25 protein-coding genes are annotated in these 22252 nt (G+C 72.6%); 11 read left to right on the forward strand and 14 right to left on the reverse strand.

What is annotated here, in order from left to right:
- Nucleotides 1–46: 46 nt before the first annotated feature.
- On the reverse strand, nucleotides 47–769 hold the full coding sequence (locus ACIRDU_RS21480; RefSeq protein WP_403581710.1) for a VOC family protein: 723 nt from the start codon (nucleotides 767–769) through the stop codon (nucleotides 47–49).
- A gap of 122 nt (nucleotides 770–891) precedes the next feature.
- Between ACIRDU_RS21480 and ACIRDU_RS21485 the strand changes: the two genes are divergently transcribed.
- Nucleotides 892–1539: a TetR family transcriptional regulator gene (locus ACIRDU_RS21485; protein WP_403581712.1), complete on the forward strand. Its 648-nt coding sequence runs from the start codon at nucleotides 892–894 to the stop codon at nucleotides 1537–1539.
- A 51-nt stretch (nucleotides 1540–1590) separates the two neighbouring features.
- Here the strand turns inward: ACIRDU_RS21485 and ACIRDU_RS21490 are convergent, their stop codons facing one another.
- Together ACIRDU_RS21490 and ACIRDU_RS21495 are read right to left on the reverse strand one after the other, a co-directional pair.
- Nucleotides 1591–2094: a nitroreductase/quinone reductase family protein gene (locus ACIRDU_RS21490; RefSeq protein WP_403581714.1), complete on the reverse strand. Its 504-nt coding sequence runs from the start codon at nucleotides 2092–2094 to the stop codon at nucleotides 1591–1593.
- Nucleotides 2091–3281, reverse strand: a complete 1191-nt coding sequence (locus ACIRDU_RS21495; RefSeq protein WP_403581715.1) for an acyl-CoA dehydrogenase family protein — start codon at nucleotides 3279–3281, stop codon at nucleotides 2091–2093. Before ACIRDU_RS21495 ends, ACIRDU_RS21490 begins: the two co-directional genes overlap by 4 nt.
- A 105-nt stretch (nucleotides 3282–3386) precedes the next feature.
- Here ACIRDU_RS21495 and ACIRDU_RS21500 point away from each other — a divergent pair, with 105 nt between their 5' ends.
- The 4 genes from ACIRDU_RS21500 to ACIRDU_RS21515 all read left to right on the forward strand — a co-directional run bounded on the left by ACIRDU_RS21500 (nucleotide 3387) and on the right by ACIRDU_RS21515 (nucleotide 6549).
- Complete coding sequence (locus tag ACIRDU_RS21500; RefSeq protein ID WP_403581716.1) at nucleotides 3387–4556, forward strand: thiolase C-terminal domain-containing protein; 1170 nt, start codon at nucleotides 3387–3389, stop codon at nucleotides 4554–4556.
- 98 nt (nucleotides 4557–4654) lie between these two features.
- Nucleotides 4655–5080, forward strand: coding sequence for a pyridoxamine 5'-phosphate oxidase family protein (locus ACIRDU_RS21505; RefSeq protein ID WP_403581718.1), 426 nt, complete (start codon nucleotides 4655–4657; stop codon nucleotides 5078–5080).
- Nucleotides 5081–5134: 54 nt separating this feature from the next.
- Complete coding sequence (locus ACIRDU_RS21510) at nucleotides 5135–5815, forward strand: pyridoxal 5'-phosphate synthase (RefSeq protein WP_403581719.1); 681 nt, start codon at nucleotides 5135–5137, stop codon at nucleotides 5813–5815.
- Nucleotides 5816–5922: 107 nt separating this feature from the next.
- Nucleotides 5923–6549, forward strand: a complete 627-nt coding sequence (locus ACIRDU_RS21515; protein ID WP_403581721.1) for an NADPH-dependent F420 reductase — start codon at nucleotides 5923–5925, stop codon at nucleotides 6547–6549.
- 36 nt (nucleotides 6550–6585) lie between these two features.
- On the opposite strand, the gene ACIRDU_RS21520 is transcribed toward ACIRDU_RS21515, so the two are convergent.
- The 5 genes from ACIRDU_RS21520 to ACIRDU_RS21540 form a co-directional block, all read right to left on the reverse strand.
- Nucleotides 6586–7461 carry a GNAT family N-acetyltransferase gene (locus tag ACIRDU_RS21520; protein WP_403581723.1) on the reverse strand — a complete coding sequence of 292 codons (876 nt, stop codon included), beginning with the start codon at nucleotides 7459–7461 and terminating at the stop codon, nucleotides 6586–6588.
- A gap of 62 nt (nucleotides 7462–7523) precedes the next feature.
- Complete coding sequence (locus ACIRDU_RS21525; protein WP_403581725.1) at nucleotides 7524–7736, reverse strand: DUF4287 domain-containing protein; 213 nt, start codon at nucleotides 7734–7736, stop codon at nucleotides 7524–7526.
- A 97-nt stretch (nucleotides 7737–7833) separates the two neighbouring features.
- Nucleotides 7834–8469 (reverse strand): GNAT family N-acetyltransferase, encoded by a 636-nt coding sequence (locus ACIRDU_RS21530; protein WP_403581726.1) that lies wholly within the window; start codon nucleotides 8467–8469, stop codon nucleotides 7834–7836.
- Between the two features lie 85 nt (nucleotides 8470–8554).
- Nucleotides 8555–8998 carry a Zn-ribbon domain-containing OB-fold protein gene (locus ACIRDU_RS21535; protein ID WP_403581727.1) on the reverse strand — a complete coding sequence of 148 codons (444 nt, stop codon included), beginning with the start codon at nucleotides 8996–8998 and terminating at the stop codon, nucleotides 8555–8557.
- Nucleotides 8998–9447 (reverse strand): DoxX family protein, encoded by a 450-nt coding sequence (locus tag ACIRDU_RS21540; RefSeq protein WP_403581728.1) that lies wholly within the window; start codon nucleotides 9445–9447, stop codon nucleotides 8998–9000. Before ACIRDU_RS21540 ends, ACIRDU_RS21535 begins: the two co-directional genes overlap by 1 nt.
- A 289-nt stretch (nucleotides 9448–9736) precedes the next feature.
- Here ACIRDU_RS21540 and ACIRDU_RS21545 point away from each other — a divergent pair, with 289 nt between their 5' ends.
- The 4 genes from ACIRDU_RS21545 to ACIRDU_RS21560 are packed head-to-tail and all read left to right on the forward strand — an operon-like array spanning nucleotide 9737 to nucleotide 14773.
- Nucleotides 9737–11032 carry a flavin-containing monooxygenase gene (locus tag ACIRDU_RS21545; RefSeq protein WP_403581730.1) on the forward strand — a complete coding sequence of 432 codons (1296 nt, stop codon included), beginning with the start codon at nucleotides 9737–9739 and terminating at the stop codon, nucleotides 11030–11032.
- A 53-nt stretch (nucleotides 11033–11085) separates the two neighbouring features.
- Nucleotides 11086–13311: an acetate--CoA ligase family protein gene (locus tag ACIRDU_RS21550; RefSeq protein WP_403581732.1), complete on the forward strand. Its 2226-nt coding sequence runs from the start codon at nucleotides 11086–11088 to the stop codon at nucleotides 13309–13311.
- Nucleotides 13311–14102: an enoyl-CoA hydratase/isomerase family protein gene (locus tag ACIRDU_RS21555; protein WP_403581734.1), complete on the forward strand. Its 792-nt coding sequence runs from the start codon at nucleotides 13311–13313 to the stop codon at nucleotides 14100–14102. Before ACIRDU_RS21550 ends, ACIRDU_RS21555 begins: the two co-directional genes overlap by 1 nt.
- 53 nt (nucleotides 14103–14155) lie before the next feature.
- Nucleotides 14156–14773: a flavin reductase family protein gene (locus tag ACIRDU_RS21560; protein ID WP_403581735.1), complete on the forward strand. Its 618-nt coding sequence runs from the start codon at nucleotides 14156–14158 to the stop codon at nucleotides 14771–14773.
- Between the two features lie 14 nt (nucleotides 14774–14787).
- On the opposite strand, the gene ACIRDU_RS21565 is transcribed toward ACIRDU_RS21560, so the two are convergent.
- The 3 genes from ACIRDU_RS21565 to ACIRDU_RS21575 form a co-directional block, all read right to left on the reverse strand.
- Nucleotides 14788–14913 carry a hypothetical protein gene (locus ACIRDU_RS21565; RefSeq protein WP_403581763.1) on the reverse strand — a complete coding sequence of 42 codons (126 nt, stop codon included), beginning with the start codon at nucleotides 14911–14913 and terminating at the stop codon, nucleotides 14788–14790.
- A gap of 226 nt (nucleotides 14914–15139) precedes the next feature.
- Complete coding sequence (locus ACIRDU_RS21570; RefSeq protein ID WP_403581737.1) at nucleotides 15140–15916, reverse strand: class I SAM-dependent methyltransferase; 777 nt, start codon at nucleotides 15914–15916, stop codon at nucleotides 15140–15142.
- Nucleotides 15917–16159: 243 nt separating this feature from the next.
- Nucleotides 16160–16525 (reverse strand): YybH family protein, encoded by a 366-nt coding sequence (locus ACIRDU_RS21575; protein WP_403581739.1) that lies wholly within the window; start codon nucleotides 16523–16525, stop codon nucleotides 16160–16162.
- Nucleotides 16526–16633: 108 nt separating this feature from the next.
- On the opposite strand from ACIRDU_RS21575, the gene ACIRDU_RS21580 reads away from it, so the two are divergent.
- Nucleotides 16634–17524 carry a LysR family transcriptional regulator gene (locus tag ACIRDU_RS21580; protein WP_403581741.1) on the forward strand — a complete coding sequence of 297 codons (891 nt, stop codon included), beginning with the start codon at nucleotides 16634–16636 and terminating at the stop codon, nucleotides 17522–17524.
- Nucleotides 17525–17547: 23 nt separating this feature from the next.
- On the opposite strand, the gene ACIRDU_RS21585 is transcribed toward ACIRDU_RS21580, so the two are convergent.
- Entirely contained in the window at nucleotides 17548–18849 is a 1302-nt protein-coding gene (locus tag ACIRDU_RS21585; protein WP_403581742.1) for an MFS transporter, read from the reverse strand.
- Nucleotides 18850–18920: 71 nt separating this feature from the next.
- On the opposite strand from ACIRDU_RS21585, the gene ACIRDU_RS21590 reads away from it, so the two are divergent.
- Nucleotides 18921–19931, forward strand: a complete 1011-nt coding sequence (locus tag ACIRDU_RS21590) for a GlxA family transcriptional regulator (RefSeq protein ID WP_403581744.1) — start codon at nucleotides 18921–18923, stop codon at nucleotides 19929–19931.
- On the opposite strand, the gene ACIRDU_RS21595 is transcribed toward ACIRDU_RS21590, so the two are convergent.
- Nucleotides 19921–20970: a Zn-dependent alcohol dehydrogenase gene (locus ACIRDU_RS21595; RefSeq protein ID WP_403581746.1), complete on the reverse strand. Its 1050-nt coding sequence runs from the start codon at nucleotides 20968–20970 to the stop codon at nucleotides 19921–19923. The genes ACIRDU_RS21590 and ACIRDU_RS21595 overlap by 11 nt on opposite strands.
- Nucleotides 20970–22118, reverse strand: a complete 1149-nt coding sequence (locus ACIRDU_RS21600) for an acyl-CoA dehydrogenase family protein (protein WP_403581748.1) — start codon at nucleotides 22116–22118, stop codon at nucleotides 20970–20972. The genes ACIRDU_RS21595 and ACIRDU_RS21600 overlap by 1 nt, the downstream gene beginning before the upstream one ends.
- Nucleotides 22119–22252 lie beyond the last annotated feature (134 nt).

Raw genomic sequence — 22252 nt, forward strand, 5'->3', positions numbered from 1 at the left:
GTGTCTCGGCACAGAGGTCATCAAACAATGACCAAACAATGCCCGCTCAACGCCGCAGCAGCGCGAAGGACGCCCCCTGATCGTCCGTGACGACGGCGACGGTGCCGTACGAGGTCTCGAAAGGCGGGGCATAGACCCGTCCGCCCAGCCGGGTCACGTCCTCCAGCGCGGCCGGTACGTCCTCGACCGCGAAGTGCACGAGGAAGTGGGGCGGCATCTCGGCGGGGAACACGTCGGAGACGGCGGCACGGCCGACATCGGGCTCGGCGTCCGGTCCGAACAGGGCCTCGTGGAAGAGATCACCGTAGAAGGCGTTGGCCGCCTCGGTGTCCCGGGCGTACAGCTCGGCCCAGGCGAAGGTGCCCGGCTCGTGCCGCTTGCCGAAGCCGGGGTGCTCCTCCGGCTGCCACAGGGCGAAGACGGCGCCCTCGGGGTCGGTGACGAGCGCGGTGACGCCCAGCTCGCCGGCCGGCACCGGCGCCGAGACGACCTGCCCGCCCGCGTCCCGGATCCGCCGGGCCAGGGCCGGCGCGTCCGGGGTCGCGAAGTACACCGTCCACACGGTGGGCAGCCGGCCGTCCACCTTGCGGACCAGCGCCGCCACGGGCTCGCCGTCCTTCAGCGCCTGCGCGAAGGAGCCGAACCAGTCCTCGAAGGTCCACCCGAAAAGTTCACCGTAGAACCGCTTGCCCGCTTCGACGTCGGGAAGCTGCGCGTCCACCCAGCAGGGGACGCCCTCTCCGTACACCGATGCCCTGTTTTCGGCCATGCCGACAACGTAACCGCGACTGCCGCACCCCGCAGACCAGGCACACCAGCCTCCGCACTCCCTCACACCCCATTTGCAGTCGGCCGAATCGCGCCCCGATGACGCCTCGGTAAGCTGACGACATGACAGGACAAGTGCGTACCGTCGACGGCCGCGTGGCCGGCCGACGTGGGCAGGCGACCCGGCAGAAGCTGCTCGACTGCCTCAGCGAGATGCTCAGCTCCTCCCCGTACCGGGACGTCAAAGTCATCGATGTCGCCCGGAAGGCGGGCACTTCCCCCGCGACCTTCTACCAGTACTTCCCGGACGTCGAGGGCGCCGTCCTGGAGATCGCCGAGCAAATGGCGACCGAGGGCGCCGCGTTGACGGAACTCCTGGAGGGCCGCTCCTGGACCGGCAAGGCCGGCTGGCAGACGGCTCAGGAACTCGTCGACGGCTTTCTGGAGTTCTGGCGCAAGAACGACGCGATCCTCCGGGTCGTCGATCTCGGTGCCGCCGAGGGCGACAAGCGCTTCTACAAACTCCGTATGAAGATCCTCAACTCGGTGAACAACTCCCTCGCGGACGCGGTCGCCGAGCTCCAGTCCAAGGGCAGGGTCGACAAGGACGTGAACCCGGCGGCCGTCGCCGGTTCGCTCGTCGCGATGCTCGCGGCCGTCGCCTCCCACCAGAAGGGCTTCTCCTCCTGGGGCGTGAAACAGGCCGAACTGAAGCCGAACCTAGCCCTCTTGGTGTACCTGGGCGTCACCGGCCGGAAGCCGACCAAGTAGCGCGGCGAGGCGACCTCTTACCCGTCCAAGTCCTGTCTGGCAGGCGGTGGTTCACTCGGGTGGACCACCGCCTGTCGCGCTGTTCCGCCTCCGTACGAGCCGGAACACCCGGATCTCCCGCTCCACCCGCGCCTGGTACGTCGCGTACGGCGGCCAGAACGCCAGCAGCGCCCGCCACGCCGCCGCCCGCTCCTCCCCCGCCAGCGGCAGAGCCGTGACCGGGACGTCCCGGCCCTTCCAGCTGATCTCGGCGTCCGGATGCGCGAGCAGGTTGTGGCTCCAGGCGGGGTGCCCCGGCCGCCCGAAGTTGGACCCGACGAGGAGCCAGGTGCGCCCGCCGTCCTCCGGCATGCAGGCCAGCGGCGTACGCCGGGGCAGCCCGCTCCTCGCCCCGGTCGAGGTCAGCACGACACCGGGGAGGAGTTGCGCGCTGAGCAGCACCTTTCCCCTGGTGAGCCGGTGGACGACCCGGTCGAGGGCGGGCACCACGTGCGGTGCCACGCGGGCGAAGCCCCTGGTCGACGACACCTTCTGCACCACGCGCGCACCCCTCATGGGCCGGCCTCCTCGAAGACGTGTGCCGCGTCGGCCGCGTGCGCCCGCAGCCGGTGCACCGGCCCGAACAGCAGCTCGTCGCCCGCGGCACGCTTGAAATACAGATGAGCCTCGTGCTCCCAGGTGAATCCGATGCCGCCGTGCAACTGGATCCCCGCGGCGGCGGCGTGGCGCAGGGCTTCCAGCGCCTGGGCGAGAGCGAGGCCGCCGGCCGTCTCCTCACGGGCCGGAGTGGCGGCGGCCCAGGCCGCGTAGTACGCCGCCGAGCGGGCCGCCTGCACCTGGACGTACGCGTCGGCCAGCCGGTGCTTGACCGCCTGGAAGGAGCCGACCGGCCGCCCGAACTGCTCGCGCTGCCCCACGTACTCGACGGTCCGCTCCAGCACCCGGCCGGCGGCCCCCACGGCCTCGGCGGCGAGACAGGCGGCGGCGGTGTCGCCGAGCCGGGCGAGGGCGGGGAGGGCATCGCCATCCTCGGCCCCCAGCAACTCGGCCGCCACATCGCGGAGTTGGACACGGGCCTGCGGGCGGGTCGCGTCCAGGGCGGTCTGCCGTACGCGGGTGAGACCGGCGGCGTCCCCGCGCACGAGGAAGAGCAGTACACGGGAACGGGCGAACCCCCCGGCGTGCGCGGCGACCACCAGCAACCGGGCACTGTGCCCGTCGAGAACCTGCTCGATCTGCCCGTACAGCCGCCAGCCGCCCTCCGCCCGCCGGGCCTGCACGCCCCCGGCCCGCCCCCCGCCCGCCCACTCCCCGCGCCGGTCGTGGCCGGTGAGCGCGAGGGCGGTGGCGAGGGCGGGCCCCGGTACGGCGAGGGCGGCGGTGAGCCGGCCCGAGGCGATGCACGGCAGGTGTTCGGCCCGCTGGGTGTCGGTGCCGAGGGCGAGCAGCAGCGGGGCGGTGAGGACGGCGGTGGCGAGCAGGGGGGTGGGGGCGAGGACCCGCCCCGTCTCCTCGCAGGCCAGGGCCAGTTCGGTCGCCGAGCAGCCGACGCCGCCGTAGGCCTCGGAGAGGGCCAGCCCGGGCAGGCCGAGTTGTTCGGCGAGGGTGGTCCACAGGGCCCGGTCGTGCCCGGCCGGGGTGTCGACGGCGGCCCGCAGCTCCTCGGGGCCGCACCGCTTGTGGAGCAGTTCGCGCAGGGTGCGGCGGATCTCGTCCTGTTCGTCGGTGAAGCGGGCGTCCATGGGGGCACCTCTCTCCGCATCTGACGGTGCGTCATATTAGGGCCGAGTGACAGGGAAGCCCAGAGCCCTGCCGCGCCCGCACTTGTCTGATGTACCGTCAGATTTATGGTGCCCCGGAGGAAAGTGGCCGTCGTCGGCGTGGCCCTCTCGGACTGCGGCCGCGTGGACGACGCGACCCCCTACGCACTGCACGCCCAGGCGGCCCGCCGCGCCCTGGCCGACGCGGGCCTGGACCGGTCGCTGGTCGACGGCTTCGCCTCGGCGGGCCTCGGCACGCTGGCTCCCGTCGAGGTCGCGGAGTACCTGGGCCTGCGCCCCACCTGGGTCGACTCCACCTCCGTGGGCGGCTCCACCTGGGAGGTCATGGCGGCCCACGCGGCGGACGCGATCGCGGCCGGGCACGCCCGCGCGGTGCTGCTCGTCTACGGCTCGACGGCCCGGGCGGACGTCAAGGCCGGCCGGCGCACCGGGACGCTGTCCTTCGGCACGCGAGGCCCCTCGCAATTCGAAGTCCCCTACGGCCACACCCTGATCGCCAAGTACGCCATGTCGGCCCGCCGCCACATGATCGAGTTCGGCACGACGATCGAGCAGCTGGCGGAGGTGGCGGTGCAGGCCCGGGCCAACGCGGCCCGCAACCCGGAGGCGATGTTCCGCACTCCGGTCACGGTCGACGAGGTCCTGGCCGGGCCCATGATCGCGGACCCCTTCACCAAGCTGCACTGCTGTGTCCGTTCCGACGGCGGGGCGGCGGTGCTGCTGGCGGCGCAGGAGTACGTACGGGACTGCCGGACGGCGCCGGTGTGGGTGCTGGGGACCGGGGAGTCCGTCTCGCACGCGGCGATGTCCGAGTGGCCGGACTTCACGGTCTCACCGGCGGCGGTGAGCGGGCGGCTGGCGTTCGAGCGGGCGGGTGTACGGCCGTCGGAGATCGACTTCGCCGAGATCTACGACGCGTTCACCTATATGACCCTGGTGACGCTCGAGGACCTCGGCTTCTGCGGGAAGGGCGAGGGCGGGGCGTTCGTGGAGAGGGGACGGCTCAGGGTCGAGGGCGGTGAGCTGCCGGTGAACACCGACGGGGGTGGTCTTTCGGCGCAGCATCCCGGGATGCGGGGCCTGTTCCTGCTGGTGGAGGCCGTGCGGCAGCTGCGCGGGGACTGCGGGGAGCGGCAGGTGCGGCGGGGCGACGGCTCACTGCCCGGGCTGGCGGTGGCCTCGGGGACGGGGGGCTGGTTCTGCTCGTCGGGGACGGTGGTGCTGGGTGCGGGGTGAGGGCCGGCCCGCCGCTGGGGGCGGCCCGGGGAACAGCCGGTGGCCGCAAGGGCGTTGTACCGCTCCACAAGCCGACCACCCTGTCGAAGGAGACCGGAATGGCCCTGACCCGCGAAGAGCGTGAACAGTTCCTGTCCGAGCCGCACATCGCGGCGCTCGCGGTCGACGCGGGGGCGGGCCGCGCGCCCCTGACGGTGCCGATCTGGTACCAGTACGAGCCCGGCGGCGAGATCTGGATCATGACCGGCCGGGACTCCCGCAAGAACGAGCTGATCAGCGCGGCGGGCCGGTTCTCGCTGATGGTGGACCGGCTGGAGCCCACCATCCGGTACGTGTCGGTGGAGGGCCCGGTCGTCGGCTCGGCGCCCGCCACTCTCGAACAGCTCCGGGAGATCTCGGCGCGCTACCTCCCGGCCGAGAAGGTCGACGGCTATGTGGACTCCGCCTGGACGAACCACGGTGAGCAACTGGTGCTGCGGATGCGGCCGGAGCGGTGGGTGTCGTCGGACCTGGGGCAGGTGTGACCACGAGGGCTCCGGGAGGTGCCGGGAGGTGCCGGGGCCGGTGACAATCGAGGCATGGCATCCGATCTTCACGAGCTGCTGAGGTCACTGCGGGTCTGGGACCCGGAGGTCACGAACCTGCCCTCCTTCGAGCCGGCCACCGCCCCGGCCGCTCCCCTGCCCCTCTTCGCCGAGTGGTTCGCGGCGGCGGTGGCGGCCGGCCAGACCGAGCCGCACACCATGTCGCTGGCGACCTCGGACGAGTCGGGCCTGCCCGACGTGCGGATCGTGATGCTGCACGGCGCGGACGCCGGCGGCTGGTCCTTCGCCTCCCACGCCGGCAGCCGCAAGGGCCGGCACCTCGCCGGGCGGCCGTACGCCGCGCTCGGCTTCTACTGGCCGGTGCTGGGCCGCCAGGTCCGGGTACGCGGCCCGGTGTCGGCGGCCCCGTCCGAGGAGGCCCAGGGCGACCTGCACGCCCGCTCGACGGGTGCGCTGGCGGCGGCGCTGACCGGGCGGCAGAGCGAGGTGCTTCCCTCGCTGGACGACCTCGCCCGGGCCTCGGAGTCGGCGTGGGAACGGGCGTCACGGGAGCCGGAGGCGCCGGTGCCGTCCTGGACGCTGTACCGGCTGCGGGCCGAGGAGGTGGAGTTCTTCCAGGGCGACGAGCGACGACGACACGTCCGGCTCCGCTACCGGCGGGAGGGGCAGGAGGCCGCCGGGGAGAGGTGGTCGCGGGAGCTGCTGTGGCCGTGAGGGGGCGCCCTATCGGCGGCGGGCGACTTGGGAACTAGGCCTTCGGTACGGGGTAGTCGGGCCCCGGGCCCGATCCGCGGGAGCGCGTCGCCGGTTAGCGTCGCACCATGCGTATAGGACTTCTCGGCACCGGCAACGTCGCCCGCGCTCTGGCCCACGGCTGGAGGGCGGCAGGACACGACGTACTCCTCGGCTCGCGGAAGCCCGGGGAACGAACGGACCTGGGTCTGCCCGTGGCAGGTCTGAACGAGACAGCGGCCCATGCGGAGGTGCTGGTCAACGCGACCCCGGGGACCGTCTCCCTGGACGTGCTCCGCTCCATCGGGGCACCCGCCCTGGCCGGCACACTGCTGATCGACGTCGGGGTGGGGCTCTCCGACGACTACACCGAGCTCGCGCACCCCAACAGCAGCCTGGCCGAGCGGATCCAGGAGGCCTTCCCGCAGACGCCCGTCGTCAAGACGCTGTGCACCATGGACTCGACCGCGATGATCGCGCCCGACGGCCTGGCCGGCCCGACCACCGTCTTCCTCTCCGGCGACGACCCCCAGGCCAAGCAGACCACCGGCCGCCTGCTCACCGACCTCGGCTGGCCCCCCTCGTCCCACCTGGACATCGGCGACATCACCACGGCCCGCGGCCAGGAACACTTCGCCCTGCTCTTCATGGGCATCGCGAACGGCCTGGGCTCCCACACGTTCAACATCAGGGTGGTCCCCCGGGCCGCCGCCTAGGGGGTGCATCGCCCCAGTGCCACACCCGTCACTCTCCTACGCGAGGTCGTACACCTCGAAGTCCGCCACCGGCCGGTATCCGATGCGCTGGTAGAGGCCGTTGCTGGTCGGGTTGGCCAGGTCTGTGAAGAGGAGGACCTCGTCCGCCCCGGCGGCCAGGGCGGCGCGGCTGACCTCGGTCGTCGCGGCGCCCGCGTAGCCGCGGCCGCGGAGGTGGGGCGGGGTGTAGACCGGGGCGACGCGGACCTGGCCGGCGACCTGGGGACTGGTGCCTGCCATGGCGACGGGTGTGCCGTCGGGGGTTTCCCAGAAGGTGATGCCGCCGCCGGCGATCCGGGCGTCCGCCCACTCGGCGGAGTCACGGGCCGTGCCCAGGCCGACGGCCTCGCTGAACTCGTCATGCCAGCGGATGAGTTGCCCGCGGTCCGCTGCGACGGCGACCCGGGGGCCGCCGGGCGGTACGGGTCCGGGCGCGGTCAGGGTGCCGAGCCGGTAGAGCCGCTGGCGCTGGCGGAGGGTCGCGGTCACGCCCGTGTGCCGCTGCCAGGCCTCGGCGAAGGCGGCGGCGGTGCCGCACTGCGCGTTCACCCCGGGCAGGCGGCGGCCGAGGGCGGCCAGTCGCGCGGCGAGGGTGTCGGCGTCCTCGGGGGTGAGGGCCGTGAGGTTCAGCCAGTGCGGCGGGGTGCGGAAGAAGGTCGCCCGGACCGCCCCGTCCCGCTCCAGTACGCCGAACTCCGGTGCCTCCTCCCCGTACACGCACCGGCCGCGCGTCCGCAGCGTCTCCGTGACCGTCAACGGCACGGTGTGCAGCGCCGGCCGGGAGCGGAGGAAGGCGCCCGCGCGGGTCAGGAAGTCGTCGACGTCATGGGTGAGGTGCCACCTGCCCGTGGCGGTGGAGGTGTCGGTGTCCATGGTTCATGGTGCCGCCCGGGACGCCCGGGGCACTCCTGATTTTCTGCGGGCCCCCGGGCGGTTCACTTGGCGCTGCCCTCGGCAAGCGTGTGTGCCACCAGCGCGTTGGCGTGGCCGTGCCCCAGGCCGTGTTCGGTCTTGAGCCAGGTGACGAGCTCCATGTGCCGGGACAGCGGCGAGGTGCGGATGAGCTCCTGCCACTCGGCGATCGGTCGGCCGTACTTCTTCTCGATGGACGGGAAGTAGCTGGCGGGGCCCTTCACGGGTGCGGTCATCTCGGCCGGTCCCTTCTCTTGTCAGCGGTGGTGCTGCGGTCGCCAGGTATGACCGGCGGCGTGGGACGGACTGATCGCCCATGCGAGGTGAGGTGCGTCACTCTGCCGTGCTCTGCCCGCCCGGGCCTCCGCCCGGGCCCGCCGGCTCAGGATCCGTGGCCAGGCGTGCGTGCAGATGGGCGTCCCGGAACGCGTCATGGCGCCCTTCCTGGAAGATCGCGCCGCGCAGGGTGCCCTCCTGGGCGAACCCGCATCGCTCGGCGATCCGGCACGACACGTCGTGACCGACCGCGTGATCCAACTCCAGTCGGTGCATACCGAGTTCCGTCAGTGCCCAGTGGGCGGTGAGCAGCAGGGCCCGGGTGGCGACGCCCTGGCCGCGGGCCTCGGGCAGGACCCAGTAGCCGACCCGGGCGACCTTCAGGTGGTACTTGATCTCGTTGACGCCGATGTGCCCCAGCGGGGCGTCGGTACGCGCGTCCGCGACCCGGAACGACATCGACGTCCCCTCCACGGCGCTCTGCGCCCGCGCGAGCAGGGACTCACGCGCGCTCGCCCGGTCCGTGACGAGCCTCAGCGGGGTGTTCCAGCGCCGGAACTCCGGATCCCGCATGCCTCGCAGCCACGTGTCGACGTCGGCACCGGACCCTGCGTCCCAGAGGCGCAGACGGAGGCCGTGGCCGTGGAGTTCCGGGTGGGAGCCGGTCCGGGACCGGTCGCGTATGGGGGCCATGGGTCCCATTCAATCCCGTGGTGCGGGATTCGGTACGCCGTGACGAGGAGATCGCGGCCCCTCCGCACCGTCCGGCCGCTCCCGGTCAGTGCGGCTCGGATGACGGCGTCGGCAGGGGCCGGGGCACCGTCCGGAACACCGGGATCCCCTCCCGGAAGGCCACCTCCAGCTCCGCCCCGTCCGACAGTTCCGGATCCTCACCGGCCCGGTGCCCCTCGGACCCCACGATCTCCGTCATCATCCGCGGCCCTTCGGCGAGTTCGACCACGGCGGCGACGTACGGCACGCGGTCCGGGAACGGCGGCAGGTCGTTGCGGTGGACGACGGACCACGTGTAGAGCGTGGCGCGACCGCTCGCCGTCTCCCACGTCACGTCCTCGCTCCAGCAGTGGGGGCAGAACTCGCGCGGGTAGTGGTGGGCCCGGCCGCAGGCCCCGCAGCGGCGGATCAGGAGCCTGCCCTCGGCGGCCGCGTCCCAGTACGTCCTCGTGAAGGCGTCGGGCTCGGGCAGGTCGAAGCGGGCGGCCATCAGAACAGGCCCAGCGCGCTGTCCAGCGACCACGTCTGCCAGGACATCCCGAACAGCCCGACCACCGACATCAGCGCCATCATCGAGTTCTGCCCCTGCTCGGCGACGTCGTGGACCATGAGCGTGAAGTAGAGGGCGTTGAGGAGGAATCCGCCGACCAGCGCGACCGGAGTGAGGAAGCCGCTGATCAGGCCCAGTCCAAGCGCCAGTTCGGCGTGGACGACGACGTACGCCATCACACGCGGGTGCGGTGCGACGGCCGCCTCGAAGCCCGAACGGACGGCGCTCCAGCGGTGCTTCGCGGCTATGCCGGCCGCCCACGCGATGCCGGTGCCCCGTTCGAACCAGGCCTTGCGGTCCTTGTGCCGCCAGCTCTCCAGCCACCACAGCCCGAGCCCGATCCGCAGCACGGCCAGCCATTCCGCCCCGGTGAGCCAGATCGCGTCCATGCGATCTGACGGTACGTCAGATCTTCGGATGCGCAAGACCCGGCGAGGACGTCCAAAATCCTGTGCACGTCAGAAGACCGCCCCGGCCAGGGGCCCGGCACGGCCTCCGTCCGTCCCGCCCGTCACGGAGGCCGTCCCCGCCGCACGTCAGAAACGATCACCGGCCCGCCACAACCAGGCCCTCTGCGCCACGAGCCCCTTCCCCTCTCCCCACAGCCGTGATCAATCCGAAACCAATTCCGGTCTTGACCGAGACCCATCAAGCGGTCCCGTGATTACGCTCCCGCTCATGGCCGACTCCACACCCCCCACACACGCCTCCGCGCCACCCCCACCCGACCGCCCCGTCTACGTCATCGGCGGCGGCCCCGGCGGGCTCTCCGCCGCGTACGCACTGCGCGCCCGGGGCATACGGGCCGTCGTCCTGGAGAAGTCCGACCGCGTCGGGGCGTCCTGGCGCCGCCACTACGACCGGCTGCACCTGCACACCACCCGCCGCCTCTCAGCCCTGCCCGGGCTGCCGATGCCCCGGCGGTTCGGGCGGTGGGTGGCCCGGGACGACGTGGTGCGGTACCTGGAGAAGTACGCCGAGCACCACCGCCTCGAGATCGTCACCGGCGTCGAGGTGTCCCGCATCGAACGCGCGCCCGACGGCACGGGCTGGCTGCTGCACGCCACCGGCGGCCGGGAGCTGACCGGTGCGGCGGTGGTCGTCGCGACCGGCTACAACCACACCCCGCGCCTGCCGGACTGGCCCGGCCGCTCCGCCTTCACCGGCGAGTTCCTGCACGCCGGCGAGTACCGCAACGGCAAGCCCTACGCCGGCCGGGACGTCCTCGTCGTCGGCGTCGGCAACACCGGCGCCGAGATCGCCCTCGACCTGGTGGAGAGCGGTGCCTCCCGGGTCCGGCTCGCCGTGCGCACCGTCCCCCACATCGTGCGCCGTTCCACCGCCGGCTGGGCCGCCCAGTACAGCGGCGTCCTGGTCCGCCGGCTGCCGGTCGGCCTGGTCGACCGGATCTCCCGGGTGCAGGCCAGGGTGGCCCTGCCCGACCTGTCGGCCCACGGGCTGCCGCGCCCCGACACCGGGCTGTACACGCGGGTGAGGCAGGGGGCCATCCCGGTGCAGGACGTCGGCCTGATCGACGCCGTGCGCAAGGGCAGGGTGGAGATCGTGGCCGCCGTGGACGGCTTCGAGGACGGCGGCAAGATCGCCCTCGCCGACGGCACCCGGATCTCCCCGGACGTCGTGATCGCCGCCACCGGGTACGTCCGCGCCCTGGAGGACCTGGTCGGCCACCTCGACGTCCTCGACGACCGCGGCAGGCCCGTCACCCACGGCGCCCGCACCCCGAAGACCGCCCCCGGCCTGTACTTCACCGGCTTCACCAACCCGATCAGCGGCAACCTCCGCGAGATGGCACTCGACGCGGTGAAGATCGCGAAGGCCGTCGCGAGGAACGGCTCGGGGAGCGTGTCCCGGCTGCCGGGCCGAGGATCCCGCCCCCGCGGCGAGATTCTCCGGTCGGTCCTCTCGACAACTTCGCTCGCCCGCACCGTTCCTGGCGTCGCATCAGTTCAGTAATCTGACAGAGCGTCAGTTCGTTAGCGGCTGTCTCACAGGAGCGGGCGGAAACGATGCTTGGATCGACTCACGGCACCCTCACCACCGACTCCCGACGGGCCCGGGCCATCGCCTGTGGCGAGCGGTCCGGGCCCGTCGTGCACGGCAAGCCGGCCCAGGCGGGCGACGTCGACGTCAGCGGCCGCCCGCTGCACGCCGACGCACCCGACCTGGACCGCTTCTTCCGCCCCCGGTCCGTCGCCGTGATCGGCGCCTCGGACGCCGAGGGGCGCCCCCACACCGGGGTCACCCGCCAACTGGCCGACTGGGCGGAACGCGTCGGCGCCCGGCTGTACCCGGTGCACCCCAGCCGGCCGTCCGTCTTCGGCATCCCCTGCTCCCCTTCCGTGGCCGACCTGCCCGAGCAGGTCGATCTGGCCGTGGTGCTGGTCGGCGATCCCCTCCCGGTGATCGAGGAACTGGCCGATGCCAAGGCGCGGTTCGCGGTCGTCTTCGCGTCCGGGTTCGCGGAGACCGGGCCGGAGGGCGAGGCCGCCCAGCGGCGACTGGCCGCCGCCGTCGAGCGGTCCGGGCTGCGACTGCTGGGGCCCAACACCAACCTCAACGCCTTCGAGCGGTTCCGCGACGACCTTCCGGGCCCGGCGATCGCGTTGATCACCCAGTCCGGCCACCAGGGCCGCCCCGTCTTCGCCCTCCAGGAACTCGGCATCCGCCTCTCCCACTGGGCGCCCACCGGCAACGAGGCCGACCTGGAGAGCGCCGACTTCCTCTCCTGGTTCGCCGAACAGCCCGAGGTCGGCGCCATCGCCTGCTACCTCGAAGGGCTGAAGGACGGCCGTGCCTTCCTGCTCGCCGCCGACCGGGCCGCCCGGCGCGGAGTCCCGGTCGTCGCCGTCAAGGTGGGCCGTACCGAGACCGGCGCCCGCACGGCCGCCTCCCACACCGGCAAGCTGACCGGCGCGGACGCGGTGGTGGACGCGGCACTCCGGCAGTACGGCGTGATCCGGGTCGACGGGCTCGACGAACTCCAGGACACCGCCGCCCTCTTGGCCCGGGCCCGGCCGCCACGCGCCGACGGGGTCGTCGTCTACTCGATCTCGGGCGGCACGGGCGCGCACGTCGCCGACCTGGCGACCGAGGCGGGACTGCGGCTTCCGGTCCTGTCCGAGGCCAAGCAGGCCGAGCTGCACCAGTGGATACCCGAGTACCTGAGCGTCGCCAACCCGGTCGACAACGGCGGGCATCCGGTCGGGGACGAACGCGGCCGGAAGATCATCGACGCGATCCTCGACGATCCCGCCGTGGGCGTGCTGATCTGCCCGGTCACCGGACCGTTCCCGCCGCTCAGCGACCGGCTCGTCCGCGACCTGGTGGACGCGGCCGAGCAGACCGACAAGCTCGTCTGCGTGGTGTGGGGTTCGCCGGTCGGCACCGAACCGGCCTACCGCGAGGTCCTGCTCGGTTCCTCCCGCGTGGCCACCTTCCGCACGGTCGGCAACTGCCTCACCGCCGTCCGCGCCCACCTCGCGCACCACCGCTTCACCGCCGGCTACCGCTCCCCCTTCGACGAGGCCCCGCGCACTCCTTCGCCGTCCTACCGCAAGGCGCAGGCCCTGATGCAGCCCGGCCGGCAGCTCAGCGAGCACGCGGCGAAGCAGCTGCTGCGGGCGTACGGCATCCGCGTACCGCGCGAGCAGCTGGTGCCCAGCGCGGCGGCGGCCGTCCGCGCGGCCGGGCTCGTGGGTTACCCGGTGGTGATGAAGGCCTCCGGCGCCCGGATCGCCCACAAGAGCGAGCTGGGCCTGGTGAAGATCGGGCTGACCTCGGCCAGCCAGGTCCGCGACGCCTACCGGGAGCTGACCGACATCGCCCGCTACGAGGACGTCTCCCTGGACGGCGTCCTGGTCTGCCAGATGGTGGAGCAGGGCGTCGAGATGGTCGTCGGTGTCGCCCACGACGACCTGTTCGGACCGACCGTGACGGTCGGGCTCGGCGGAGTGCTCGTCGAGGTGCTGCGGGACACCGCCGTAGGGGTGCCGCCCTTCGGGGAGGAGCAGGCGCGGGACATGCTCGCCGGGCTGCGCGGGCGGGCCCTGCTCGACGGGGTCAGGGGGCGGCCGGCGGCGGATCTGGACGCGCTGGTCGAGGTCGTCCTGCGGGTCCAGCGCATGGCACTGGAACTCGGCGACCAGCTCGCGGAACTGGACATCAACCCGCTGCTGGTCCTGCCCCGGGGGCAGGGCGCGGTGGCGCTGGACGCGCTGGCGGTGTGCCGCTGATGTCGCAGGCCGCTGTACTGCACACGACCGGCGACCACGTCCTCTCCCTCACCCTCAACCGGCCCGAGAGCCTCAACGCCCTCACGCCCGGACAGCGCGAGGAGATCGTCCGGCTGCTGTCGGAGGCGTCCGCCACCGCGGAGGTACGGGCTGTCGTGATCACGGGGGCGGGCCGCGGCTTCTGCGCCGGAGCGGACCTCCGGGGCGCCGCCCTGCCCGGCGAACGCGTCGCCGGGGATGTCGCACGCACCCTGCGCACCGGCGCCCAGCGTCTGATCGCCGCCGTGCTCGACTGTGAGAAGCCGGTGATCGCGGCGGTGAACGGCACGGCGGCCGGCCTCGGCGCGCATCTGGCGTTCGCCTGCGACCTCGTACTGGCCGCTCAGTCGGCGCGGTTCATCGAGGTGTTCGTCCGGCGAGGACTGGTGCCGGACGGCGGCGGTGCCTACCTGCTGCCCCGGCTGGTCGGGCCGCAGCGGGCGAAGGAGCTGATGTTCTTCGGCGACGCGCTCACGGCCGTGGACGCCGAACGCCTCGGCCTCGTCAACCGGGTGGTCCCGGACACGGACCTGGACAGGACGGCCCGCGCGTGGGCCGAGCGCCTCGCCGCCGGACCCACCCGCGCTCTCGCCCTCACCAAGCAGCTCGTCAACGCCTCCCTGGACGCCGACCGCGCGGCCGCATTCGCCGCCGAGGCCGCCGCGCAGGAGATCAACATGACGACGGCGGACGCGCAGGAGGGCGTACGGAGCTTCGTGGAGCGGCGGGGCGCCGAGTTCGAAGGCCGCTGACCCTCCCCTGTCCCTTCCCATCTGACGCTGCGTCAGTTTCAATGCTGCTTGTGATGGGACAAGCAGGGATGGCGGAAGCCGCCGTCCGCTACCTCAGGTCGAACCGCACACCCGCCCCGGCGCCCGTCGAAGCGCTGCCGCGCCCTGAGCTGCGCTGTGTCGCCGAGGACGAGCGCGCACCGCTCGACCCGCGTGAGTTCCGCCGTGTCCTCGGGACCTTCGCGACGGGCGTGGCGATCATCACGGCACCACCCGCCGCCGACGGCGACTCCCCCGCCGGCTTCGCCTGCCAGTCCTTCACGTCCCTTTCCCTCGCCCCACCCCTGGTGGCCTTCATGATCGGCCGTACGTCGACGACGTGGCCGCGTATCGCCCGGGCAGGGGTCTTCTGCGTGAACGTCCTCGGTGCGGGCCAGGGCGAACTCTGCCGCGCGTTCGCGGTCAGCGGCGCGGACAAGTTCGCGGGCGTGACGTACGACGCGGCGCCGGTGACGGGGTCGCCGCGGCTGTCGGGTGCCGTCGCCTGGATCGACTGCGCCGTCCACGCCGTCCACACCGGAGGCGACCACCTGATCGTGGTCGGCCGGGTGAACGCCCTCGGCACGGGCGAGGACGATCCGGACGGACCGCTGCTCTTCCACCGAGGGCGCTTCGCGCGGCTGTCGGGCTGATCGAGTCGTACGGATCAGACGGCGGCCAGCCGCCACAGCGAGGTGACCTCGGCGGCCCGTACGGCATGCAGCGGATCGCCGGTGTCCCGCATGCGCGGGTGACGCGGGCGGGTGTCCAGACGGTCGTCCGCGATCCGCATCACCTCCCCTACTACGCCCTGGTGCCCGCGAGCATGCCGCGTAGGAGGAGTCAGGCCGTCGGCGACTGGAGGCCCCTGGACGTGGACTGCCTCGGCCACGGCAACTGCCATGACGGTCCGGACCTTGTTCCCCTCGCGACCTCGCGACTCCTCTGACCGTGTTGATCACCTCCGGCGTTCCAGCCGCCAGCCGGTCCTGTGCCACTCTCCTCTGAGCGGGAAGGGCCTACTCGCCGGTGCGGGCCACGAGCAGCGGCTGGAAGAAGCCCGTCTCCTGCGGCATCCGCCACCCGGGGTCGACAAACCCGGCCTTGGCCGCGAGGCCGGCCAGCCGGTCCCGGCCGAGCGCCCAGTAAGCAGTACGACGGACCTTGACGCGCCATTCCGCGCCTGCGGGGAGGAGTTGGAAGTGCTCCAGGTCGTAGTGCTCGCCGTCGTCCTGCCAGTGCCAGAGCTGGAAGGTCACGGTCCGTTCTCCGTCGTCGGCGCGGTCGGCGATCCGGTGGACTTGGGGAGGCGTCGAAACAGGGCGGTCGCGCAGCAGGTCGTCGTAGGGACGAGTGCTGACCAGCAGCAGGCCGTCGGGACGCAGCACGCGGCGCATCTCGGCCAGGGCGGCGTGCACGTCGTGCTCCGTCAGCAGGTGAGGCAGCGAGTTGTCGGCGCAGACGACGGCGTCGAACCGGCCGTCGGGAAACGGCAGGCGCCGCATGTCGGCGGCGGCCGTGCGCAGACTCAGGCTCCGGGCGGCGGCCTCACGGGTCGCCCGGGCGGCGGCGCGGGGGCTGAGGTCGGTCCCGGTGACACGGTGCCCGTGCAGCGCCAAGCCGATGGCCTGCGTCCCGATGCCGCAGGAGCAGTCGAGCACCGCCGCGCGCTCCTGGCCGATCAGCGCGTCCAGGGCGTTCCCCTGCCGACGGATGCTCGCGTCCCAGTCCGCGTGGATCAGGTGGTAGTCGTCGGCCAGCTCGTCGTAGAAGTGCGCCACCGATGGGTCGGACATGGCCCGAGATCACCGGCCTGATGCTCCGGAGGCGCTGGTCACTTCCCGCAAGCTCGTGCCACCCCAGCACGTCGGGGCCGGACGTCTGTCACCTGCGAGACCCCTTCACCGCACCGGACATACGCGGCAAGGGGGCGGCTCGCGCGCTTGGTGTCGTTCACCTGACCCTGACCACCGCAGTCGGCCGACAGCGCCGATGACCCACCGGGCGACCCGCCCAGGTGCCGGCACCAGAGCCGATGCTCAGCGGTCGGGCAGGACGAACTCGGGCTGGTCGAGCAGGCGCAGCCAGCTTCCGTCGGGCTGGCGCCGGACGACCTGGGCCCGGGCGCCCGCCCCGTCCTTCGGCGGGGTCGAGGTCAGGGCGATGTCGCCGCTGACCAGCGACGGCAGCGGTAGTTCCGGCTCGAAGCGGGGACGGTCGGCCAGCACCTTTTCCCACAGCGCACGGATCGCCTCCCGGCCCACCGTCCGGTCGCCGGGCGGGTAGGCCAGCACTGCGTCCTCTTCGTACAGTGCGGCAACCCCGGCCGCGTCACCGGCGTTGGAGCGTTCGACGAACAAGCGGGTGATGTCTTCGGGCCGCATGGCCTTCTCGTACTCCGGCACGGGTACCTCCTGACGTCGGGCTTCAGTGCTTTCCAGCGCTTTCCAGCCTCATCGCCCGCCAGTCAGAAGTCCAACAGATGGTTCTTCTGGAAACTAGAATTGGCAGTCATGGAAATGAGGCAGCTGGAATACTTCGTCGCCGTCGCCGAAGAACAGAACTTCACCCGGGCGGCCGAGCGGGTCCACATCAGCCAGTCCGGCGTCAGCGCCCAGATCCGCAAGCTGGAACGCGAACTCGGCGCCGAGCTGTTCCACCGCTCAGCACGCACCGCCACCCTCACTGTGGCGGGAAAGGCCGCGCTCGAACACGCCCGCGCCGCGCTCGCCGCAGCCGACGCGGTCGGCCAAGCGGTGGGTGAGGTCACCGACCTGATCCGAGGCCGGCTCACGGTCGGGATGGTCATCGGCTGCACCGTGACGCCGCTGTTCGACGCCCTCGCCACCTTCCACCGGGCGCATCCGGGTGTGGAGATCTCCCTGCTGGAGGACAACTCCGACCGGCTCGTCGAGGGCGTACGGGCCGGCGCCATCGACCTGGCTCTCATCGGGACCGCAGCCGCCACGCCAGACGGGCTGGACGCGCTGACGATCATCAGCGAGCGGCTCGTCGCGGCGGTTCCGGCCGGGCACCCCCTGGCGAAACGACGGCGCGTCACCCTGCGCGATCTGACCGCCCACCCCATCGTGTGCATGCCAACCGGTACGGGCCTGCGCACGGTATTCGACCGCGCCTGCGCCGCGCAGAGCCTCCAGCCCGCGATCCCACTGCAGGCCAGCTCGGCGGACGCCATCGCCGACCTCGCCGCCCGCGGGCTCGGCGTCGCCGTCCTCAGCGACTCGATGGCCGCGCACTACCGCGACCGACTCACCGCCCGCACCCTCGACGACGTCGAAACACCAGCGTTGCTGGCCCTGGTCTGGAAGAACACGCACAGCCCCGCCCTGGGTGAATTGCTCCAGCACAGCCGACGGGCATTCACCGAGCCCGGCGTTGCGTGAAGACGGAACTCGACAGCCCGCCCTCAGGCCATGGCCGCCACCCCCACGCCCCGCCGCCGGATCACCAACGCCATCAACGCCGCCACCGCACACAACGCCCCCGACGCGTACCACACCACGTCGTACGACCCGAACGTGTCGCGCGCGACGCCGCCGAGGAAGGCGACCAGGGCCGCGCCGACCTGGTGGGAGGCGAGGACCCAGCCGAAGACGATCGCGCTGTCCTCGCCGTACTGCTCGCGGCACAGGGCGAGGGTGGGCGGGACGGTGGCGACCCAGTCGAGGCCGTAGAAGACGATGAAGAAGATCATCGGGGGATGGACCGCGGGGCCCAGCACGAGCGGGAGGAACATCAGGGACACGCCCCGCAGCGCGTAGTACACCGCCAGCAGGCGGCGCGGCTCGAAGCGGTCCGTGAACCAGCCGGAGGCGATCGTGCCGACGACGTCGAAGACGCCGATGACCGCGAGCAGGGAGGCCGCGGCCTGGACGGGCATGTGGTGGTCGTGGGCCGCGGGGATGAAGTGGGTCTGGATCAGGCCGTTGGTCGAGGCGCCGCAGATCGCGAAGGTGCCGGCGAGCAGCCAGAACGGGCCGGTGCGTGCGGCCGAGAACAACACGGTCACGGCCCGGCGGGCGGCGCCCGGCACCGGCGCGGGCTTCGGTACGAACTCCGTCGCGCCGTACGGCTTCTGGCCCACGTCCGCCGGGTGGTCGTGCAGCAGGAGCCACACGAACGGCACGACCGCGAGGGCGGCGAGGGCGACCGTCACGGCCGCCGGACGCCAGTCGTACCGGTCGATGATCCAGGACAGCAGGGGCAGGAAGATCAGCTGGCCGGAGGCCGAGGCGGCGGTGAGGATGCCGCTGACCAGGCCGCGCCGCTCGGTGAACCAGCGGTTGGTGACGGTCGCCGCGAAGGCCAGCGCCATGGACCCGGAGCCGAGACCGACCAGCAGGCCCCAGCACAGCATCAGCTGCCAGGCCGCGGTCATCCACACGGTGAGCCAGGAACCGGCCGCGATCACCGTCAGGGCGACCGCGACGACCCGGCGGATGCCGAAGCGGTCCATCAGGGCTGCCGCGAACGGGGCCGTCAGACCGTACAGCGCGAGATTCACCGAGACAGCGGCGCCGATCGTGCCGCGCGACCAGTCGAACTCGTCGTGCAGGGGATCGATGAGCAGGCCCGGCACGGAACGGAAGGCGGCGGCGCCGATGATCGTCACGAAGGTGACGGCGGCGACGAACCAGGCGCGGTGCACGCGCGCACGGGTCGGTTTCGGCGGCTGCTGGACGGCCGCTGCATCGGTTGTCTGGGTCACGCCATAGAGCCTGCGACCTGTGGCGTACTCCATCGAGTGGCCCGAAGGACAGCATTCGTTAGGATCGGGCCATGAGCCGTGAGACGGAGTTCCGCCCGCACCGCGTCGTCGTCCTCGCCCTCGACGGCCTGCTCCCCTTCGAGTTGGGCATCCCGCACCGCATCTTCGGCCGCCCCAGGGACGCCCGGGGGCGCCTGCTGTACGACGTCGTCACCTGCTCGATCCGCCCGCCGGGCCCGGTGCAGACCGACGCCGACTTCGCCATCCAGGTCGAGCACGGCCCCGAGACCCTGGCCACCGCCGACACCGTGATCGTCCCGGCGTCCTACGAGCTCGGCCCGGTCTTCGAGCAGGGCGTGCTGACCGGTGAACTGGCCGCCGCCCTCGCCCGCATCCGCCCCGGCACCCGGCTCGCCTCGATCTGCACCGGCGTCTACGTCCTCGCCGCCGCCGGTCTCCTGGACGGCCGCCCGGCGACCACTCACTGGGCCGACGCCGACCGTTTCCAGCGGCTGTTCCCGCGGATCGAGGTCGACCCGGACGTCCTGTTCATCGATGACGGCGACGTCCTGACCTCCGCGGGTGTCGCGGCCGGCATCGACCTGTGCCTGCACATGGTGCGCCGCGACCACGGCGCGGTGGTCGCCAACGACGTGGCCCGCCGCACCGTCGTACCGCCGCACCGCGACGGCGGGCAGGCGCAGTACATCCACCGGCCCGTGCCCGACCCGCAGCAGGCCACCACGACCTCGGCCCGCGCCTGGGCCCTGGGCCGCCTCCACGAGCCGATCCAGCTGCGTGACATGGCCGCCCAGGAGTCCATGTCGGTCCGCACCTTCACCCGCCGCTTCCGCGAGGAGACCGGCGTCAGCCCCGGGCAGTGGCTCACCCAGCAGCGCGTGGAGCGGGCCCGCCACCTCCTGGAGTCCACCGACCGCTCCGTCGACCAGGTCGCCCGGGACGCGGGCTTCGGCACGGCCCAGTCGATGCGCCAGCACCTCCAGAGCGCCCTCGGCGTCACGCCCACCGCCTACCGGCGGACGTTCCGGGCGGAGAACGACACCGCCGCCCTCAGAAGGTGAGCACCGCCCGCGCCACCCGCCCCGCCTCCGCGTCCGCCGCCGCCTTCTCGAAGTCCTCGACCGGGTAGGTCCGGGTGACCAGTTCGTCCAGCAGGAGCCGCCCCTGGCGGTACAGCCCGGCGTACAGGGCGATGTCCCGCTGGGGGCGGGAGGAGCCGTAGCGGCAGCCCAGGATGGACTTGTCGAGGTACATCGAGGAGACGCGGAAGGACGCCTCGGCCGTGGCGGGCGGGACCCCGAGCAGGATGGCCTGGCCGTGCCGGTCCAGGGAGTCGATCGCCTGCCGGATCAGCTCCACGCGGCCGACGCACTCGAAGGCGTGGTCCGCGCCCGTGGGCAGGAGGTCGCGCACGCCCTCGGCCGAGGTGAGGAAGTCGGTCGCGCCGAACCGGCGTGCCGTCTTCTCCTTCGCCGGGTTGGCGTCGACGGCGACGATCCGCCCGGCGCCCGCGAGCCGGGCCCCCTGGAGCACGTTCAGGCCGATGCCGCCCGTCCCGATGACCAGGACGCTGTCGCCGCGGTCCACCCGCGCCCGGTTGAGCACGGCGCCCACCCCGGTCAGCACCCCGCACCCGATGAGCGCCGCCGACGTCAGCGGGATGTCGTCGGGGATCGGGACCGCCTGTACGGCCTTGACGACCGTGAGTTCGGCGAACGCCGAGTTGGACGCGAACTGGTGCACCGGCGAGCCGCCGTGGCCGAACGGCCGGCCCGGGCGCCCTATGGCCTGCCGGCACATGGTCGGCCGGCCCCGGTCGCATTCCGCGCACGTGCCGCAGTTCGCCAGGGTGGACAGCGCCACATGGTCCCCGGGCGCGACATGGGTGACGCCCCCACCGACCGCCTCCACGACCCCGGCCCCCTCATGGCCCAGCACCACCGGAACCGGGAAGGGTATGGTCCCGTCCACCACCGACAGATCGCTGTGGCACAGCCCGGCCGCCGAGATGGCGACCCGCACCTCGCCCGGCCCCGGCTCGCACACCTCCAGGTCCGTCACGACCCGGGCCTGCTTCCCGTCGAAGATCACGCCTCGCATCACACGGCCCCCTTGGGCTCCCTGGGCAGGCCGAGCACCCGCTCGGCGATGATCGTGCGCTGGATCTGGTCCGAGCCGCCGTAGATCGTGTCGGCCCGGGAGAAGAGGAACAGGTGCTGCGCGGCGTCCAGTTCGTACGGTGCCGAGGCGGACCAGTCGGCGGGGCCCACTCCGGCCGCCGCACCCCGGACCAGCACCGCCAGTTCCCCGAGCCGCTGGTGCCAGCCCGCCCACAGCAGCTTGGCCACGCTCGGGGCACCCGCGTCGCCGGAACCGCCCAGTGTGCGCAGGGCGTTCCAGCGCATCGTCCGCAGCTCGGCCCACTGCCGCACGAGCCGCTCCCGTACGACGGGATCCCGCACCGCGCCCGACGCGACGGCCGCCCGCACCACACCGGCCAGTTCCTCGGCGAACCCGATCTGCTGGGCCAGCGTGGACACGCCCCGCTCGAAGCCGAGCAGGCTCATCGCGACGCGCCATCCGTTGCCCTCGCCGCCGACGACGTGCTCCGCGCGCGCGCCGTCGAAGAAGACCTCGTTGAAGTCGCTGGTGCCCGTCAACTGGCGGATGGGGCGGACCTCGATCCGGCCCGGCTGGTCCATGGGGACGAGCAGGAACGTCAGCCCGTGGTGCCGCACCGAGCCGGGTTCGGTCCTGGCCAGCACGAAACACCAGTCCGCCTCGTGCGCGAGCGACGTCCAGATCTTCTGCCCGGTGACGCGGTACCCACGGCCGTCCGGCTCGCGCACGGCCGCGGTTCGGACCCCGGCCAGGTCCGATCCGGCGCCGGGTTCGCTGTAGCCCTGGCACCAGAGTTCCTCCCCGGCGGCGATCGGCGGGAGGAACCGGGCCTTCTGCTCGTCGGTGCCGTGGGCGATGAGGGTGGGGGCGAGCAGGTTCTCCCCGATGTGCCCGGAGCGCGGGGGCGCGGCCGACCGCGCGTACTCCTCGGCCCAGACGACCTGCCGGGTGAGCCCGGCGGTGCGGTTCCCGTAGCCGCCCTCGCCCCAACCGAGCCCGATCCAGCCGGCTGCACCGAGGGTGCGTTCCCAGGTACGGCGGTCCGAGACGCCGTCGGCACGCACAGCGAGCCACGCACGAGCTTCGCTGCGGAACGCGTCGTCCTCCGGCCCGAAGTCGAAGTCCATCAGGATGCTCCTCTCGATGCCGCAGGGGCAGATTCCCTAGGGGTGTCCGCAAAGTCGCGTCGTTCGCCCGGAGGGCGGGCCCCGCGGCGTTCGGTGCGTGCTCTCGGCGTGCCGGGCGGGCACCCGCGTACTGG

It is taken from the genome of Streptomyces sp. NPDC093598 (assembly GCF_044764825.1).
Classification (GTDB): Bacteria; Actinomycetota; Actinomycetes; order Streptomycetales; family Streptomycetaceae; genus Streptomyces.